18 protein-coding genes are annotated in these 15936 nt (G+C 70.6%); 10 read left to right on the forward strand and 8 right to left on the reverse strand.

Features of this window, described 5'->3' with window-relative positions; translation table 11 throughout:
- Positions 1–17: 17 nt before the first annotated feature.
- Both mshA and AXK61_RS12290 read left to right on the forward strand, forming a co-directional pair.
- The gene (gene mshA / locus AXK61_RS12285) at positions 18–1334 is read left to right on the forward strand and encodes a D-inositol-3-phosphate glycosyltransferase (protein ID WP_068574170.1); all 1317 of its coding nucleotides are present in this window, start codon (positions 18–20) and stop codon (positions 1332–1334) included.
- A 2-nt stretch (positions 1335–1336) separates the two neighbouring features.
- Positions 1337–1879, forward strand: coding sequence for a type III secretion system chaperone family protein (locus AXK61_RS12290; RefSeq protein ID WP_068745542.1), 543 nt, complete (start codon positions 1337–1339; stop codon positions 1877–1879).
- Here AXK61_RS12290 and AXK61_RS12295 read toward each other — a convergent pair.
- Positions 1791–3293, reverse strand: coding sequence for an MFS transporter (locus tag AXK61_RS12295; RefSeq protein ID WP_068574175.1), 1503 nt, complete (start codon positions 3291–3293; stop codon positions 1791–1793). The two genes, AXK61_RS12290 and AXK61_RS12295, sit on opposite strands and share 89 nt — an antisense overlap.
- Before the next feature lie 96 nt (positions 3294–3389).
- Between AXK61_RS12295 and AXK61_RS12300 the strand changes: the two genes are divergently transcribed.
- The 3 genes from AXK61_RS12300 (at position 3390) to nagB (ending at position 5319) form a co-directional block, all read left to right on the forward strand.
- Positions 3390–3977, forward strand: coding sequence for a hypothetical protein (locus AXK61_RS12300; protein ID WP_068745544.1), 588 nt, complete (start codon positions 3390–3392; stop codon positions 3975–3977).
- On the forward strand, positions 3974–4474 hold the full coding sequence (locus AXK61_RS12305; protein ID WP_068574179.1) for a hypothetical protein: 501 nt from the start codon (positions 3974–3976) through the stop codon (positions 4472–4474). The genes AXK61_RS12300 and AXK61_RS12305 overlap by 4 nt, the downstream gene beginning before the upstream one ends.
- A gap of 65 nt (positions 4475–4539) precedes the next feature.
- Positions 4540–5319, forward strand: a complete 780-nt coding sequence (nagB, locus tag AXK61_RS12310; protein WP_068574181.1) for a glucosamine-6-phosphate deaminase — start codon at positions 4540–4542, stop codon at positions 5317–5319.
- A gap of 1 nt (position 5320) precedes the next feature.
- Here nagB and AXK61_RS12315 read toward each other — a convergent pair whose 3' ends face one another.
- Entirely contained in the window at positions 5321–5980 is a 660-nt protein-coding gene (locus AXK61_RS12315; protein WP_231855525.1) for a TetR/AcrR family transcriptional regulator, read from the reverse strand.
- Positions 5981–6067: 87 nt separating this feature from the next.
- Between AXK61_RS12315 and AXK61_RS12320 the strand changes: the two genes are divergently transcribed.
- On the forward strand, positions 6068–7423 hold the full coding sequence (locus AXK61_RS12320; protein ID WP_231855526.1) for an MFS transporter: 1356 nt from the start codon (positions 6068–6070) through the stop codon (positions 7421–7423).
- Between the two features lie 9 nt (positions 7424–7432).
- Entirely contained in the window at positions 7433–8545 is a 1113-nt protein-coding gene (locus tag AXK61_RS12325) for a YbfB/YjiJ family MFS transporter (RefSeq protein ID WP_068574184.1), read from the forward strand.
- Here the strand turns inward: AXK61_RS12325 and AXK61_RS12330 are convergent.
- The 5 genes from AXK61_RS12330 to AXK61_RS12350 all read right to left on the reverse strand — a co-directional run bounded on the left by AXK61_RS12330 (position 8532) and on the right by AXK61_RS12350 (position 12137).
- Complete coding sequence (locus AXK61_RS12330) at positions 8532–8936, reverse strand: hypothetical protein (RefSeq protein WP_139058067.1); 405 nt, start codon at positions 8934–8936, stop codon at positions 8532–8534. The two genes, AXK61_RS12325 and AXK61_RS12330, sit on opposite strands and share 14 nt — an antisense overlap.
- Before the next feature lie 95 nt (positions 8937–9031).
- On the reverse strand, positions 9032–10015 hold the full coding sequence (locus AXK61_RS12335; protein ID WP_082789326.1) for an aldo/keto reductase: 984 nt from the start codon (positions 10013–10015) through the stop codon (positions 9032–9034).
- 1 nt (position 10016) lies between these two features.
- A complete protein-coding gene (locus AXK61_RS12340; protein ID WP_068574189.1) occupies positions 10017–10520 on the reverse strand; it encodes a MerR family transcriptional regulator in 504 nt (167 codons plus the stop codon).
- Between the two features lie 117 nt (positions 10521–10637).
- Positions 10638–11228 (reverse strand): DinB family protein, encoded by a 591-nt coding sequence (locus AXK61_RS12345; RefSeq protein WP_068574191.1) that lies wholly within the window; start codon positions 11226–11228, stop codon positions 10638–10640.
- A 111-nt stretch (positions 11229–11339) separates the two neighbouring features.
- Positions 11340–12137, reverse strand: coding sequence for an ABC transporter ATP-binding protein (locus AXK61_RS12350; RefSeq protein ID WP_068575277.1), 798 nt, complete (start codon positions 12135–12137; stop codon positions 11340–11342).
- Between the two features lie 39 nt (positions 12138–12176).
- On the opposite strand from AXK61_RS12350, the gene AXK61_RS12355 reads away from it, so the two are divergent.
- The gene (locus AXK61_RS12355; RefSeq protein ID WP_068574193.1) at positions 12177–12935 is read left to right on the forward strand and encodes a methyltransferase domain-containing protein; all 759 of its coding nucleotides are present in this window, start codon (positions 12177–12179) and stop codon (positions 12933–12935) included.
- A gap of 4 nt (positions 12936–12939) precedes the next feature.
- Here AXK61_RS12355 and AXK61_RS12360 read toward each other — a convergent pair whose 3' ends face one another.
- A complete protein-coding gene (locus AXK61_RS12360) occupies positions 12940–13845 on the reverse strand; it encodes a LysR family transcriptional regulator (protein WP_068745551.1) in 906 nt (301 codons plus the stop codon).
- 29 nt (positions 13846–13874) lie between these two features.
- Here AXK61_RS12360 and AXK61_RS12365 point away from each other — a divergent pair, with 29 nt between their 5' ends.
- Both AXK61_RS12365 and AXK61_RS12370 read left to right on the forward strand, forming a co-directional pair.
- On the forward strand, positions 13875–15143 hold the full coding sequence (locus AXK61_RS12365) for an MFS transporter (protein WP_082778168.1): 1269 nt from the start codon (positions 13875–13877) through the stop codon (positions 15141–15143).
- A gap of 14 nt (positions 15144–15157) precedes the next feature.
- A complete protein-coding gene (locus tag AXK61_RS12370) occupies positions 15158–15934 on the forward strand; it encodes an LLM class F420-dependent oxidoreductase (protein ID WP_068574199.1) in 777 nt (258 codons plus the stop codon).
- The last annotated feature ends 2 nt before the right edge of the window (positions 15935–15936 follow it).

Genomic DNA, 15936 nt, shown 5'->3' on the forward strand with positions numbered 1-15936 from the left:
GGGTTAAGCTGGACGGCGTGCCTACTGGTAAGTCCGCGGCCGCCGTCACGCCGCGCCGGATCGCGGTGTTGTCGGTGCACACGTCGCCGCTGGCCCAGCCCGGCACGGGTGACGCCGGCGGGATGAACGTCTACATCTGGCAGACCTCCCTGGAGCTCGCGAAACGCGGCATCGAGGTGGAGATCTTCACGCGTGCCACGGCGTCGGCGGACCAGCCGATCGTCGAGGCCGCGCCCGGCATCCGAGTGCGCAACATCGTCGCCGGGCCCTTCGAGGGCCTGGACAAGACGGACCTGCCCGCGCAGCTGTGCGCCTTCGCCGCGGGCGTGCAGCGCGCCGAGGCCCGCGAGGAGCCCGGCTACTTCGACCTCATCCACTCGCACTACTGGCTCTCCGGCCAGGTTGGCTGGTTGGCCCGCGACCGCTGGGGCGTGCCGCTGGTGCACACCGCCCACACCCTGGCGGCGGTGAAGAACAACGCCCTCGCGATCGGGGATACCGCCGAGCCGCAGGCCCGCATCATCGGTGAGCAGCAGGTCTCCGACGAGGCCGACCGGCTGATCGTCAACACCGAGGTCGAGGCGGGCCAGCTCGCCGCGATCCACGACGTCCCGCAGAGCCGCATCGACGTGGTCTACCCCGGCGCCGACCTGAACACCTACACGCCAGGCGACGGCACCGCGGCCCGCCGCGAGCTCGGCATCGCCGACGACGAGATCGTGCTCACCTTCGTCGGCCGCATCCAGCCGCACAAGGCCCCCGACCTGCTGCTCCGTGCCGCCGCCCCGCTGATCCACGCGCATCCGGAGCGCCGGATCCGTGTCCTGGTGGTCGGCGGACCGTCGGGCACGGGGCTCGAGCGGCCCGACGCGCTGATCGCCCTCGCCCGGGAGCTCGGGATCGAGGACTCCGTGACCTTCGGCCCGCCGCGCCCGCCCGCCGGGCTGGCCGAGGTCTACCGCGCGTCCGACGTGGTCGTCGTCCCCAGCTACTCCGAGTCCTTCGGGCTCGTCGCCGTCGAGGCGCAGGCGTGCGGAACGCCCGTCGTGGCCGCGCGGGTGGGCGGGCTCCCGGTCGCCGTCGCCGACGGTGTCTCGGGTCGCCTCGTGGACGGACACGAGCCCGGGTCCTGGACGGCCGTCCTTGACGAGCTCACCGCGGATCCCGCACTGCGGCACAGGCTTTCCGACGGTGCTGCCGCCCACGCCCGGCAGTTCTCGTGGGCCCGCACGGCCGACGGACTGCTGGAGAGTTACGCCAAGGCGATCGATGCGCGGCGCGCTGCGACGCAGACGGTGCGCCGCAGGCGGCGCAGGGCAGGAGTGCGGGTATGACGATGACGCCGGAGCAGGTCGAGACGGCGCTCGACGACCGCGAACTCGACTTCGCCCGCCGCGAGGCGTCCGGCAGCGATCTGGCGCATTTCGTGATCGAGCTGCCCGGTGTCAAGAAGCTCAAGACCACGACGCTGCTCACGCTCGGGAAGCACGGCGCGCGGGTGGAGGCCTTCGTGTGCCGGCACGTCGATGAGAACTTCGAGGGCGTGTACCGCTATCTGCTGCAACGGAACCGGCGGCTGTACGGCGTCTCGTACACGCTCGACAACGCGGGCGACATCTACCTGACCGGCCGGTTCGCCGAGGTCACCGAGGACGAGCTCGACCGTGTCCTCGGTCAGGTCCTCGAGGCCGCCGACGGCGACTTCAACACCCTGCTCGAGCTGGGCTTCTCCACAGCGATCCGCCGCGAGTTCGACTGGCGGATGTCGCGCGGCGAACCGCTGTGGAACCTCAAGCCCTTCGAGCACATGCTTCCAGGTTTTCCTGAGTTCGAGCCGAATCCGTTGCCGGAGCGGAAGCCTCGGAAGAAGCGGGCGTAGCGGTCCGCGGGATCGCCATTGCGACCACCGCGGCGACGGCGGCCACGACGCCGGCGATGACGAACGTGCTGGTGAACGCCGACTCGGCGGGCAACTCGACGGCGTGCGGGGTGCCCGCGCCCAGCACGATCACCTCGCGCGTGAGCACGGTCGCCATCACGGCGGACGCCACAGCGGTGCCCATCGAGCGCATCAGCGAGTTCAGGCCGTTCGCGGCGGCGGACTCGGTCTCGGGGACGTTGCCCATGATCAGCGCAGGCATCGCCGAATAGGCCACGCCCACACCGCCGAACACGATCATCGAGCCGAGTGAGAGTTTCCACGTCGCGTCGGTCAGCCCGAGGAGTGCGAAGTACCCGGCCGCCGACATCGCGGCGCCGAGCGCGAGCGTCAGTCGCGCGCCGATCCGCTGCGTGAGCAGTGCGGACACGGGGGAGAGTGCCATCATCACCAGGCCGCCGGGCACCATCCACAGACCCGCGTTGAGCATCGTCAGGCCCAGACCGTAACCGGCGGCGCCGGGGATCTGGAGCAGCTGCGGCATGGTGAGCATGAGGGAGAACATCGCGAAACCCACCATGATCGAGGCGAGGTTGGTCAGCAGGATCGGGCGCCGCGCCGAGATCCGCAGGTCCACCAGGGATTCGCGGGTGCGCAGCTCCCACCATCCCCACGCCAGCAGCACGAGGACGCCGAAGACCGCGCAGCCGATCGTCGCCGCCGAGGTCCAGCCCCAGCTCTGCCCCTTGGTGATCGACAGCAGCACCGAGACCAGGCCCGCGCTGAGGCCGAGCGAGCCCACGACGTCGAACTTCCCGGGGTGCAGGTTCGGCGATTCCGGGACCACGACGTAGACGAGGCCCAGGGTGATCACGCCGAGCGCGAGCGAGAACCAGAACAGCGTGTGGTAGTCGAAGTGCTCGGAGATGTAGGCGCCGAACGGGATTCCGATCGCGCCGCCCACGCCGAGCATCGCCGACATGAGGGCGACCGCGCCGGGGATCTTGCGGGCGTGCAGCTCGTCGCGCATGAGGGAGATGCCCACGGGGACCAGGCCCATGGCGAAGCCCTGGAACGAGCGACCCACGACGGTGAGCAGCAGGGTGTGCGAGAGCGCGCAGATCAGCGAGCCGGCGATCAGGCTGAACAGGCTGGTGAGCAGGATCAGGCGCTTGCCGTACATGTCGCCGAGACGACCGGCGATCGGCATCGCCACCGAGGAGGCGAGCAGCGTGGACGTGATCACCCACGACGCGTTGTCCGAGGTCGTGTTCAGCAGGTGCGGCAGCCGGCCGACGAGCGGCACCACCAGCGACTGCATGAGGGAGGCGAGGAGGCCGCCGAGGCACAGGACGGCGATGAGGATGCCGTCCGACGGGGCCCCGGTACGGGTCCTGCGGAGCATGTCTGTCATGCCGCACGACGGTAGTTGCAGAATACAACTCGAGCAACCGGATGCGGCGAGCGTCACGTCCACCCGGGTGGGTGTGATCTGCACTAACGTGGAATCGTGAACTATCCGGATCCGGGCGAATCGCCCCAGCCGTACCAGCCCTATGTCGTGCCGCAGGCAGCCGTGCCGTCGAAGCCGCGGCCGGGCCGGACGGGCGTCTGGGTGGGGATCGGCCTGCTCATCGCGGCCGTGGTGGTGCCGATCGTCCTCGTCGTGACCTTGATCGTCCCCGCGTTCGGTGGTGATCACGACGAGTTCTCCGCGGACGGTGCGCGGCACTCGCTGAGCCTCCCTGCCGGCGAGAAGTACGCCCTGTTCGTGCCGAGCTCCGGCGACGGATTCCTGCACGACGTGCCCTCGTGCGTCGTCGCCGCGACGGGCGGTCGACCGATCACGGTCCGGCAACCGTCGGGGGAGGTGTCGCTGAACGGCTGGCGGGTGTTCGGGACTTTCGACACGGGATCGGGCAAGGTCGACGTGACGTGCACAGCGCGGTCGTCCGACACCACCCTGCGGGTCGGGAAGTACCCCGAGATCGGGAAGGCCGTCGGCGGCATCTTCGGCGCGATCGGGGCGGCGGGTGTGCTCGGCGTCGCGGGGATCGTGCTGATCATCGTCACCGTCGTGCGCCGCTCGCGCCGGTGAGGCCGGCCACGCGGATCCGGCTCGGCCTCGGTCTGCTCCTCGCGGCGATCGTGGTGCCGATCGTCCTGATCCTCACGCTCACGCTGCCGCAGTTCCGCCTCGACGCGCACGTGGTCCCGCTCGACGGTGCGCCGCACACCGTCGAGCTCCCGTCCGGCGCCGAGTACGCGGTCCTCGCCGTGACGCGGGTGAAGGAGGGTGCGCCGTCGTGCCTGTTGACCGGGCCCGACGGTGCTCCGGTCCCCCTGCGGGAGGTGTCCGGCGCCGTGACCGTCGAGAACCGGATGGTGCTGCGCACCTTCGACACCGGCGGCGGTCGCATCACCGCGACGTGCGCGCCCGCACCCGGCTACACCGAGGTGGTGCTCGGCGAGCGGCCGGACATGCCGCGTCTGCTCGGCGGGATCTTCGGCGCCTTCGGCTTCGCGCTGCTGGCCGGCGTGCCCGCTGTGGTGCTGCTCGTCACCGGCCTCGCGGGGCGCCGTCGGGTTCCGTGATTTTGGTTATGACCAGTTTGGCTGAACTGCGGGTACGGAGCGTGATCGGGCTCTAGGATGGGCGCATGGAAATCGTGATCCGCCCGACCCCCGCCGACGTTGCCGTCACCGCCGCCGACATCGTGGCCGATCACGTGCAGCGTGGTCCGGCCGTGCTGGGGCTGGCCACCGGTTCCACGCCGCTCGCCACGTACCAGGAGCTCATCCGTCGCCACCAGGCCGGGGGGCTCAGCTTCTCCGGCTGCGTGTCCTTCAACCTCGACGAGTACGTCGGCCTGCCGAAGGGGCACCCGGAGAGCTACCGCGAGGTGATCCGCAAGGAGTTCACCTCGCACGTCGACATCCCGGACGCCAAGGTCGAGGGGCCGGACGGCACCGCTGCGGACATCGCGGCCGAGGCGAAGCGCTACGAGGATGCGATCAAGGCCGCCGGCGGCGTCGACGTGCAGCTGCTGGGCATCGGCACCGACGGGCACATCGGCTTCAACGAGCCCGTCTCCTCACTCGCGTCCCGCACCCGCATCAAGACGCTGACCACGCAGACCCGCGAGGACAACGCCCGGTTCTTCTCCTCGATCGACGAGGTGCCGATCCACGTGCTCACGCAGGGCTTGGGCACCATCTCGGAGGCCGAGCACCTGCTGCTCCTCGCCACGGGCGAGGGCAAGGCCGAGGCGATCGCCGCCACCGTCGAGGGGCCCGTCGCCGCGATCAATCCGGCCTCGGTCCTGCAGTTCCACCCGCACGTCACCGTCGTCATCGACGAGGCCGCCGCGTCGAAGCTGCGACTCAAGGACTACTACGTGCACGTCCTCGCCAACAAGCCGGCCGACCAGCCCTTCTGACCTACGATTCCGCGGGCCCGAAGAGGCCCGTCATCATCGCCGCCAGGCCGGCGGCGAAATCGTCGACGGTCGACGGTGTCCCGTCCAGTTCGGCGCACGCGCGCAGGTTCGGCACGGCTCCGGGGGGCAGGGTGGCCACGAGGTCGTCCATGCGCTCGGTGGTCAGCGGTGTTCCCTCGGCGCGTTGGCGCAGGTGCGAGAGCACGCTGCCGAGCGTCAGGCTCCACAGCGCCCGGTACGCCGCGAGGGCGGTCCGGTGGTCGCCCGTCAGGTCGTGGGCGGCGCCGAGCACCGCGTCGACGAGCAGGAGCGCGCCGCGGCCGGCGCGCTGCGGCCGGATCAGTGCCTCGGGGACCCATGGATGCGCGGTGAGCGTGCGGTAGAGCTCGGTCATGGCCGTCGTGATGCGATCGCGCGGGTCGTCGGGGAAGTCGATCGCTCCGAGGGGCTCGGCGACCGCGTCGAGCGAGAGGACGAGGAGGTTCTCCTTGTCGTCCACGTGCCGGTAGAGCGCCATGGTGGTCACACCCAGGTCGGCCGCGAGGGACTTCATGGTCAGCCCGTCCGCGCCGACGTCGTCGAGCAGCACGAGTGCCCGCTCGACGATCTGGTCGCGCGTGATGCTGGGGGGTCGGCCGCGGCGCGGGGTGGTCTGACGCATGCCCTCCATTCTGGCGGGGGGTCTTGTGAGCACCGATGACTAAGGCTACCCTTCCTATTTATGTTACAAGATACACAAAAAATTCCGATGCGAGCGGCGCTGCTCCTCGCCGGGTTGTCGCAGTTCCTCGTCGCCTTCGATGCCTCTGTCACCAATGTCGCGTTGCGGGCCATCCGCGATGACGTGCACTTCAGCCCCCAGGGGCTCTCGTGGGTCGTCAACGCCTACGCCGTCGTCTTCGGCGGCCTGCTCCTCCTGGCCGGACGGCTGTCCGACCGGTTCGGCCCGCGAACGCTGCTGCGCTTCGGCTTCGCGCTGTTCACCATCGCCTCCCTGGGCACGTATCTGTGCCACGAGCCGTGGCAGGTGATCGCGGTGCGCGTGTTCCAGGGCGTGGGCGCCGCCGCGATCGCGCCCGCCGCGATCACGTCGGTGGCGCTGACCTTCCGCGAACCGGCGCAGCGCGCCAGGGGATTCGCCGCGATCGCGATCGGTGCCGCCGTCGGCGGTGCGGTCGGTGTGGTCCTCTCCGGCGTGCTCACCGACGCCTTCGGATGGCGCACCGTCATCGCCTGCGGTGCAGGGGTCGCCGCGGTCGGTTTCGTGTTCACCTACGCCGCGCCGGGGCCGGTGGAGGGGGCCGACCGTCGAACGGACTGGGCCGGAGGAGTGCTCGCGACCGCGGGCCTGACGGTGCTGGCGTACGGGATCGTCGCGGCTACCGACAACGGATGGGCAAGCGTTCGCACGGTGGGCTGGTTCGCCGTCGCGCTGGTCCTCCTCAGCGCCTTCGTCGCGGTCGAGCGTCGAACGACGGTGCCGCTGGTCGACTTCCGCGTCCTCGGGCGACGCGAGGTCCTGGTCCCGTGTCTGGTGCTCGCGTTCGTCGTCGCCGGACAGTTCGGAGCCTTCTACTTCGTCTCGCTGTATCTCCAGATGGGACTGGGCTATTCGGCGACCAGGACCGGACTGATGTTCCTGCCCTTCTGTTTCGGCATCGTGGTGGCAGTGCAGGTCGCGACCCGGCTCATGCCGAAGATCGGCGCCCGTCGCGTCGTGCTGATCGGCGCGGCGCTCGCGACGGTCGGCTTCCTGCTGTTCGCACCGCTCCCCGCCGACGGCGGTTTCGTCCGCGCGGTGCTCGTCCCGTCGCTGGTGACCTCGGTGGGAATCGGCATGGTCTTCCTTCCCCTGCCGAACGTCGCGACCGCGGCCGTCGCCCCGTCGGCCGCGGGCATGGTGTCCGGCGCGCTCAACACCTTCCGGCAGGTCGGTGGTGCGCTCGGCCTCGCGATCCTCGTGACGGTCGCGGCCGCGCTGAACGACGGTGCCTCCGTCCTCCCGGGGTACCGCGGTGCCCTGCTGGTCAGCGCGGGCCTCGTCGCTGCCGCCCTCGTCCTCGCGCTGCTCCTCCCCGGCGAGCAGAAGAACGCCGCTCGTTAGAATGGCGTAGTGAATACACGGCAACTCGGTTTCGGGGCACTCGCCGGACTCGCGGCGGCGATGGGGCTGGGACGATTCGTCTACACGCCGATCCTCCCGCTCATGCAGGAGCAGACCGGCATGTCGCCCAGCTCCACGGCGGTGGTCGCCACGTTCAACTACCTCGGCTACTTCCTCGGGGCGCTGGCGCTGGCCATCTGGCCGCGGTCGGCCCGGAGTCCGATGCTGCTGCGCGTCTCGCTGGTCGCCCTCGTCGCGAGCGAGGTCGCGATGGTGCTCGCCGTGAACGTGCCGCTCTGGTCCGCCGTACGGCTCATCGCCGGGCTCGCCAGCGCGGTCGTCTTCGTCTACTGCGCGGGTGCCGTCGCCGGGACCGCCGCCGCGTTCTGCGGTGTGGGCGTGGGGATCGCGGTATCCGGGTTGCTCGTCGTCGGGCTGGGCGAGGTGGTCGGCTGGCAGGCGCTGTGGTGGGTGTCCGCAGTGGCCACGGCCCTGTTCGGACTGTTCGCGTGGCGGCTTCCGCCTGGAGGGCGGGGCACCGTCGGGCGGCCCGACGGTGCCTCCCCGCCCCGGCCCGGCCTCGCCGGCTGGGCGCTCGGGATCAGCTACTTCCTCGAGGGCCTCGGGTACATCGTGCTGGGCACCTTCCTCGTGGCCGCGGTCGCGGTCGGTGGAGAGCGGTGGGAGGGCCCGGCCGCGTGGGTGATCGTCGGCCTCGCGGCCGCGGTGTCGCCGCTGATCTGGGCGCGGCTGCGGCGCTACCGTTCGGCGGAGACGCTGCTGGTGATCGCGCTCCTGCTGCAGGTGGTCTCCGCTGTGCTGCCCGCCCTGGTCCGCGGGCCCGCCGCGGCCGCGGTCTCGGCGGTGCTGTTCGGCGGCACGTTCATCGGCGCCGTGATGCTGTCGATGGAGGCGGGAGCCCGGATCGGCATCCCACGCTCCGCCGCCGTCCTCACCGCCGGGTACGGGATCGGCCAGATCGTGGGGCCGCTGGTGGTCGCGCCGATGCTCGGCGACGGCTACGACGCGGCCTTCCTCACCGCGGGTGGCGTGCTCGTGGCCGCGGCGGTCCTGGCCGCGGTTGCACGGTGGGCGAGTCCCGAGCCCGTCAGGACGGCGTGAACCCGAGAGTGGCGGGGCGGCTCTTCGCCTGTGGTGCGTTGTAGTAGACGTTCACCGTCTGACCGGGAACCACTCGGATGGGCAGATGCAGAGGTTCCGGGTTGAGGCCGGTCTCGCACCAGACGTTGAGCATGTGATCGCCGGCCTCCACGGTGATGATGTTCGTCCCCCATGTGGGGAGCATCGGGTGCCTGCTGATGACACCGCCGACGGCGTAGCTCACGCTCGTCCATGTCGGATCGGGGACGAGGTCGAGTGGATCCCGGGTCCAGAGCAGGTTCGTGATCCACTCGAAGAGGCTCAGCTTGACCCAGAACCCGCGGCGCCCGCGCCGGCAGTGGAGCTGGATCTGTCCTGTCGCGCGCTGCGTCGGCATTGCATGTGGATGCATGAGTCCATGATCGGAGCGACTCCTTGGGATCCCCTTGCCCGGCGGCTGCGGTCGCCATACGACGGCTCGGAGGATCGGTCAACCGGGTCAACCAGTCAGCGTCGGAAGAGCGTGCGCTGCGGGTAGCGCTCGCCCACCGCGGAGAGCGCGGTGAGCTCCGCGACCTGGGGGTCGGTCAGCGCCACCGCGGCGGCGCCGAGGTTGTCCCCGAGGTGCTTGCGGCGGGTCGTGCCGGGGATGGGGACGATGTCCTCGCCCTGCGCCAGCACCCAGGCGAGCGCGACCTGCGCGGCGGTCACCGGCGCACCGTCGGACCCGAGCTCCGCGGCGATGGCGTCGATCCGGTCGACGAGCCGGAGATTCGCCTCGAGGTTCTCACCCTGCCAGCGCGGGATGGAGTGTCGGAAGTCGTTCCCGCTCAGCGCCTTCGCGACCTCGGCGCGGTCGGCGGTGAGGAGTCCGCGGCCGAGTGGGCTGAAGGGCACCAGTCCGGCGCCCACCTCGCGGGCGGCTTGCAGCGGACCGTCCTCCACGTCCCGGGTGAAGATCGAGTACTCGGACTGGAGCGCGGCGATCGGGTGCACCGCGGCGGCCTTGCGGATGTCCTCGGCGGAGGCCTCCGACAGGCCCAGCGCGCGGACCTTCCCGGCCGCGACCTGCTCGGCCATCGCGCCCACGGTCTCCTCCACCGGTACCTGCGGGTCGACGCGGTGCAGGTAGTAGAGGTCGATGACGTCGATGCCGAGGCGGCGCAGCGAATCGTCCACGCATCCCGCGACGCGCTCCGGGCGGCCGTCGAGGCCGATCGGCTTGGCGTTCTCGTCATTGACGAAGCCGAACTTGGTGGCGAGCACGACCTCGTCGCGGCGCTCCGCGAGGAAGGGGGCGAGGAACTCCTCGTTGGCGCCGTTGCCGTACATGTCGGCGGTGTCGAAGAGCGTGACCCCGGCGTCGGCGGCCGCGTGCAGGGTGGCGAGGGACTCGGCCGGGTCGGCCGAGCCGTAGGCGTGACTCATGCCCATGCAGCCGAGGCCGAGGGCCGAGACCTGCAGGGTGCCGAGGGTGCGAGTGGGGAGCATGTCAATCCTCCTGGGAGTCTTGGGGTTCGAAGGCATCGGCGGCCTCGGCGACGCAGGTTCCGAGGCCGCCGCCGTACGTGGCGATCTTGTAGTCGATGACCGCGAGCGAGTACTGCAGCTCCTCGATCTGCGCGACGGTGCGAGCGCGGTGCGCCGTGAGCAGGGCCAGGCGGGCGGGCACGGTCGCGTCGCCGCCGTCGACGAGGTGCACGTATTCGGTGATGTCCGCGATCGGCATCCCGGACAGGCGCAGTCGCGTCAGGAAGATCACCCGCGCGATGGCCTCCGGGCCGTACCGGCGGTGCCCGGCGCCGTCCCTGTCGACGGTGACCAGCCCGATCCGCTCGTAGTACCGCAGCGTGTGTGCCGAGACGCCCACCAGTTCCGCCAGTTCGGCGACGGTGAGCGGCCCCTCCTGCGCCGGCCCGGCGAGGATCGCCGCGGTGTTGGGCAGCGGCCCGCGCGAACCGACGATGGCGGCGAGTTCCTCCGTGTATGCGACCACGTGAGCAACGCTAAGCCTTCGAGTGCGCTCTAAGTCAACAGGAATACATCGCGGGCGCCGGAGATCGCTCGTGCCGGGTGGTGCGGCGCCGTCTCGCCGGGCGTGATCGGGCGCGACCTACTGCGCTGACGACGGGCTCCACGGTCGGACGAAGCCCAGGTCGCCCATGTCCTCCGCGGCGGCGACGAGTTCGTACGCCGTGGCCCCGTCGACCTGCTCGCGGAGGATGTCCGCGTGGCCGGTATGTCGGGCGACCTCCTCGATCACGTGCAGGAGGATCCACCGGACGGTCCAACCGTGCAGGTCGTCGGGGAAGTACGGCGCGTCGGGAACGGGTGCCACGGTGTCGAGGTCAGCCGCCTCCGCCACCGCGAGAATGCGTGCGGAGGCCTCGTCGAGCGCGGCGAGCAGCGACTCGAGTGTGTCCTCGGTGTCGAGGTCGAAGCCCTTGTCGGTCATGTCGCCGTCGAATTCGGGATCGACCGCCGGACGGTCGGGCGCGCACTCGGCGCGAAGCGCCCACGCGTCGACCACGAAGGCGACATGGCTGATCAGCCCACCCAGCGTGAGTGTGCTCCGGGCGGGCGACGCTCGGATCTGCGCCTCCGTCAGTCCGAAGGTGGTGTGGCGGAGCGCATCGAGCTGCTGGCGGAGGAAGCCGCGCAGGCCCGCGCGTTCGGTATCGGCGGGAGGTGCGAGGAAGGGCATGTCGGGCTCCTTGCGTCGGGGACTGCTCAGTCAACACCGTCCCACCGACAGAAATGTGCGGTCATCCGTCTCAACGATCATGAGTACGAACGACCACACATTCTCGGGCGATCAGCGGGACTGCGCCGTCCACCGCCCGTATTGCCGGGAGATGTTGATCGGGTGGTCGAAGGCGTGGCTGATGGCCTCGGTGGTCAGCACCTCGTTGACCACGCCGGCGGCGGTGATGCGTCCGTCCCGGATGAGCACGGCGTGGGTGGTGGTCACGGGGATCTCTTCGAGGTGATGCGTCACCAGTATCGAGGCGAGCTCGGGGTGGGCGCGCCGCGCACCGTCGACGGCGGTCAGGAGGATCTCGCGCGCGGCGAGGTCGAGGCCCGTCGCCGGCTCGTCGAGCAACAGGAGTGCCGGCGAGCCCATGAGTGCGCGCGCGATCAGCGCCCGGCCGCGCTCGCCCTGGGACAGCGTCGGCCACACGGACTCCGCGTGCCGGGTCATGCCGAGGGAGTCGACGAGCTCATCGGCGCGTCCCCGCTGCGCGTCGGTCGGGACCCAGCGGGGAGGGAACTCCGGCGTGTTCGTCAGGCCGGTGAGCACGACATCTCGCACCGACAGCGGAACATCCAGTCGGTGGCGGGGATTCACGTGTCCGATGTGCGTTCGCAGCTCGCGCATGTCGACCCGCCCGAGCCGCTTGCCGAGCACGTCGACGGTGCCGCGCGTGGGGTGGGTGACCGCGCCGCACAGCCCGAGCAGCGTCGACTTGCCGGCGCCGTTCGCGCCGAGCAGGACCCAGTGCTCGCCCCGGCGTACCGTGAGGGACACATCGTCGAGGAGGGCTCGGCCGTTGCGGACCAGATCGACGTGGGCGATGCTCAGCACGTGCGGGTCGTCGGTTGTTGCGGTCACGGTCCACCTCTCCACTCAATCAATTGATTGGATGATTGTATGACTTTGCATCGGTGGGATCCATCCCAGTACCTCCGCTACGGCGACGAACGCACCCGCCCCTTCCTCGACCTGCTCGCCCGGGTCCCCGGGGACGCGCGCACCGTCGTCGATCTGGGCTGCGGCCCTGGCAACGACGTCCCGCCCCTCCGCGCGCGCTGGCCGGAGGCCGCGATACACGGTGTCGACTCGAGCGAGGAGATGATCGCGCGGGCCCGCGCCGATGTCACCGACCCGAACGCCATGTTCGCGTCCGGCGACGCCGCGACCTGGCGTCCGTCGGGCGAGCAGCCCGACGTGATCGTCTCGAACGCCATGTACCAGTGGATCGACCGTCACATCGATCTCCTGCCCATCGCCGCGGACGGTGCTGCGCGCGCCTTCGCCTTCCAGGTCCCGGGCAACCAGGACGCACCCTCGCACGTGCTCCTCGCGGCCGTGGCCGCGGAGTTCGGAGTGACCGACTTCCGCCGGGTCGATGTCCGTGACCCTGCCGAATACCTTGCTGCGCTGCAGCGCCCGGGCTGGGACGTGGACGTCTGGGAGACCACCTACCTCCACGTACTCCAGGGGCCCGACGCCGTCTTCGAGTGGATCTCCGGCACCGGAGCGCGGCCCGTACTGGCCGGACTCGACGGTGCCGAGCGCGACGCCTTCGTCTCGCGCTACAAGGCGGAACTCAACATCGCCTACCCGCCACGGGATTTCGGGACGGTGCTCCCGTTCCGCCGGATCTTCGCCGTCGCCGTCCGACGGTGACCGTTCACGCCGCCTGATCGAGGGCGTAGTCCCGGAAGGCTCGGACGGCGCGGGGGAGCGCGACATCGGGACGCCAGATGAGCCCCACCTCGCGGGTCGGTGCGGGGCCGGACATGGGAACCAGGACGAGCCCCGGCGGCCACAGCGGATCCTGGTCGACCGGGAGCAGCGCCACCCCCAGCCCGGCTGCGACGAGACCCGCGACGGTGAACGATTCCGACGACTCGAACGCGATCCGCGGCCGGAAGCCCGCTGCCGCACACCGCTCCTCGAGTATCCGACGCAGGCCGAACTCGGGATGCATCGTGATGAAGTCCGCGTCGGCCGCTTCCGACAGATGCACGGAGGCGCGTCCGGCGAGGGGATGCTCGGCGGGTACGGCGAGCGCGAGCCGCTGGACCGCGAGCAGACCGAATGCCACCGCGCCCGTGGCGGGGCGCGGCGAGACGATGGCGAGGTCCGCCTCGTCGGCGAGGACCCGCTCGGTGACGGTGCCGGCGGCGAATTGGGACAGCTCGAACCCCACGCGCGGCTCCCGCGCGCGGAACCCGGAGACGAGCCGCGGCACCATCGCGACGCCGAAGGAATGCAGGAAGGACAGCCGGATCGTGCCCTGTGACGGACTGCGGAGGTCCGCGATCTGTGCCCGCGCGGCTTCCAGTTCGGCGTGCGCGCGGCGGGCGTGGTCGAGGTAGATCTCGCCGCTGGCGTTGAGCAGGAGCCGTCCGTGCCGCCGGTCGAAGAGTGGTGCCCCGAGGTCCGACTCCAGCCGGGCGAGCGTGCGTGACAGGGTCGGCTGAGTGATCCGCAAGGCCGCCGCGGCATCGGTCATGTGCTCGGTCTCGGCCAGTGTGATGAACCGGACGAGGTCGTCCGAGGTGCTTGGACCCTGCCTACCAACTGCGGTCATACGCTGTTTCTATCAAGTTTTGTTGATTCATGCATTTCACACATCGGTGTTTTCGGAGCATCGTCGTGAGTGTGACCGCCACCGTCGAACCCTCGAGGACCGCGCCACTGCGCGCCGGGACGCCCGCGTACCGTCGGACCACCCTCGCGCTGTTCGTGGCAGGACTGACCACCTTCGGATCCATGTACTCGACGCAGGCCGTGCTCCCCGAGCTGACTCGGGTCTTCGGAGCCGCGCCGGCGGTCTCCGCGCTCGCGGTGTCCGTCACCACCGGCCTGCTCGCGCTGGCGATCATCCCCGTCAGCGCGCTGTCCGAACGCTTCGGCCGGACCCGCGTGATGACGGCGTCCGCCGTCGCCGCGGTCGGACTGGGCCTGGTGATCCCGCTGGCCCCCACGCTGCCCGTGCTGCTGATCCTCCGTGCGCTGCAGGGGATCGCGCTCGCGGGCGTGCCCGCGGTCGCGATGGCCTACCTCGCCGAGGAGGTCGACGGGCGCGACCTCGGCGGCGCGATGGGGCGCTACGTCGCGGGGACCACGATCGGCGGGCTGCTCGGCCGGGTGGTGACCGCGGCCGGGCTGGACCTGATGCCGTGGCGCGGTGCCATGGAGGTGTTCGCCGTGGCCGCCGCGGCGCTCACCGTGGTGATGATCCGGGCCCTGCCCGCATCGAAGTTCCATGTGCCGAAACCGGTCTCGGTGTCGACCACCGTGCGCGCGATGGCGGCGCATCTGCGTCGTCCGGCACTCGCCGTACTGTTCGTGCTCGCCTTCCTGCTCATGGGCGGCTTCGTCAGTGTCTACAACTTCCTCGGATTCCGGTTGCTGGCTGCACCTTTCCGGTTCGCGCCGGGGATCGTCGGGCTGGTCTTCCTGATCTACCTCGCGGGGACCTTCTCGTCCGGCGCGGCGGGCCGGCTCGCGGACAGGATCGGCCGACGGCGCGTCCTCCTCGCCGCGATCGCGACCATGGGCTCCGGACTGCTGCTCACCCTCCCCGATGCGACGCCCGCCGTCCTCGCCGGGATGGTCGTCTTCACCGCCGGCTTCTTCGCGGCGCACAGCGTCGCGAGCGGGTGGGTGGGCGTCCTCGCGACGGAGCACCGCGCCGAGGCCTCGTCGGGCTACCTGTTCTGCTACTACGCCGGTTCGTCCGTGGTGGGCGCCGCAGCGGGCATCGCCTTCGCCGCCGCCGGCTGGACCGGTATTGCGGCGGCCGTCGGGGTCGCCGTGCTCGCGGCGTTCGCGCTGGCGGCGACGGTGCTTCCCGGTTCGGCGGGCGCGTCCGCGGAGCGCTGAGTAGCGTCGACGCCATGCGCATCGGAGTTCAACTTCAGCCCCAGCACTTCACCGACTACCAGCAGCTCCGCGACGCCGTCGCCAAGCTCGAGGACCTCGGCGTCGACATCGTCTACAACTGGGACCACTTCTTCCCGCTGTCGGGCGATCCGGACGGCACCCATCTCGAGTGCTGGACCATGCTCGCCGCGTGGGCGGAGCAGACCTCGCGTATCGAGATCGGCGCGCTGGTGACCTGCAACAGCTACCGCAACCCGGACCTGCTCGCCGACATGGCGCGCACCGTCGACCACATCTCCAAGGGCCGGCTGATCCTCGGCATCGGCTCGGGCTGGTTCCAGCGCGACTACGACGAGTACGGCTACGACTTCGGCACCGCGGGCAGCCGCCTCGACGATCTCGGGACCGCGCTGCCGCGCATCACGGAGCGGTGGGCCAAGCTCAATCCCGCTCCCACGCGCGACATCCCGATCCTCATCGGCGGTGGCGGCGAGAAGAAGACCCTGCCGCTGGTCGCGCAGTACGCCTCGGTGTGGCACTACTTCCTTGACCTCGAGACCTACCGGCACAAGTCGGCGGTGCTCGCGCAGGCGTGCGAGAAGATCGGCCGCGACCCGCGGTCCATCGCGCACAACGTCGCCATCCCGCGCGGCGTCGGCGTCGACGAGGCGATCGCCTTCGCCGACCAGCTCGTGGCCGAGGGTGCGACGGAGTTTACCGCCGAGCTCTCCGCGCCGGCCTTCGACTACACCGTGATCGAGGCCCTGCTGCGCTGGCGGGATTCGCAGTAGCG

The sequence above is a fragment of the Tsukamurella pseudospumae genome (assembly GCF_001575205.1).
Classification (GTDB): Bacteria; Actinomycetota; Actinomycetes; order Mycobacteriales; family Mycobacteriaceae; genus Tsukamurella; species Tsukamurella pseudospumae.

Bases quoted from the DNA above. Each gene is read 5' to 3' on its own strand.
- AXK61_RS12330 (WP_139058067.1), bottom strand. From the start codon at position 8,936: ATGCATCCACATGCAATGCCGACGCAGCGCGCGACAGGACAGATCCAG.
- AXK61_RS12315 (WP_231855525.1), bottom strand. From the start codon at position 5,980: ATGCGTCAGACCACCCCGCGCCGCGGCCGACCCCCCAGCATCACGCGC.
- AXK61_RS12290 (WP_068745542.1), top strand. From the start codon at position 1,337: ATGACGCCGGAGCAGGTCGAGACGGCGCTCGACGACCGCGAACTCGAC.
- nagB (WP_068574181.1), top strand. From the start codon at position 4,540: ATGGAAATCGTGATCCGCCCGACCCCCGCCGACGTTGCCGTCACCGCC.
- AXK61_RS12365 (WP_082778168.1), top strand. From the start codon at position 13,875: ATGCATTTCACACATCGGTGTTTTCGGAGCATCGTCGTGAGTGTGACC.
- AXK61_RS12360 (WP_068745551.1), bottom strand. From the start codon at position 13,845: ATGACCGCAGTTGGTAGGCAGGGTCCAAGCACCTCGGACGACCTCGTC.
- AXK61_RS12335 (WP_082789326.1), bottom strand. From the start codon at position 10,015: ATGCTCCCCACTCGCACCCTCGGCACCCTGCAGGTCTCGGCCCTCGGC.
- AXK61_RS12295 (WP_068574175.1), bottom strand. From the start codon at position 3,293: ATGACAGACATGCTCCGCAGGACCCGTACCGGGGCCCCGTCGGACGGC.
- AXK61_RS12345 (WP_068574191.1), bottom strand. From the start codon at position 11,228: ATGCCCTTCCTCGCACCTCCCGCCGATACCGAACGCGCGGGCCTGCGC.
- AXK61_RS12355 (WP_068574193.1), top strand. From the start codon at position 12,177: ATGACTTTGCATCGGTGGGATCCATCCCAGTACCTCCGCTACGGCGAC.
- AXK61_RS12320 (WP_231855526.1), top strand. From the start codon at position 6,068: ATGCGAGCGGCGCTGCTCCTCGCCGGGTTGTCGCAGTTCCTCGTCGCC.
- AXK61_RS12370 (WP_068574199.1), top strand. From the start codon at position 15,158: ATGCGCATCGGAGTTCAACTTCAGCCCCAGCACTTCACCGACTACCAG.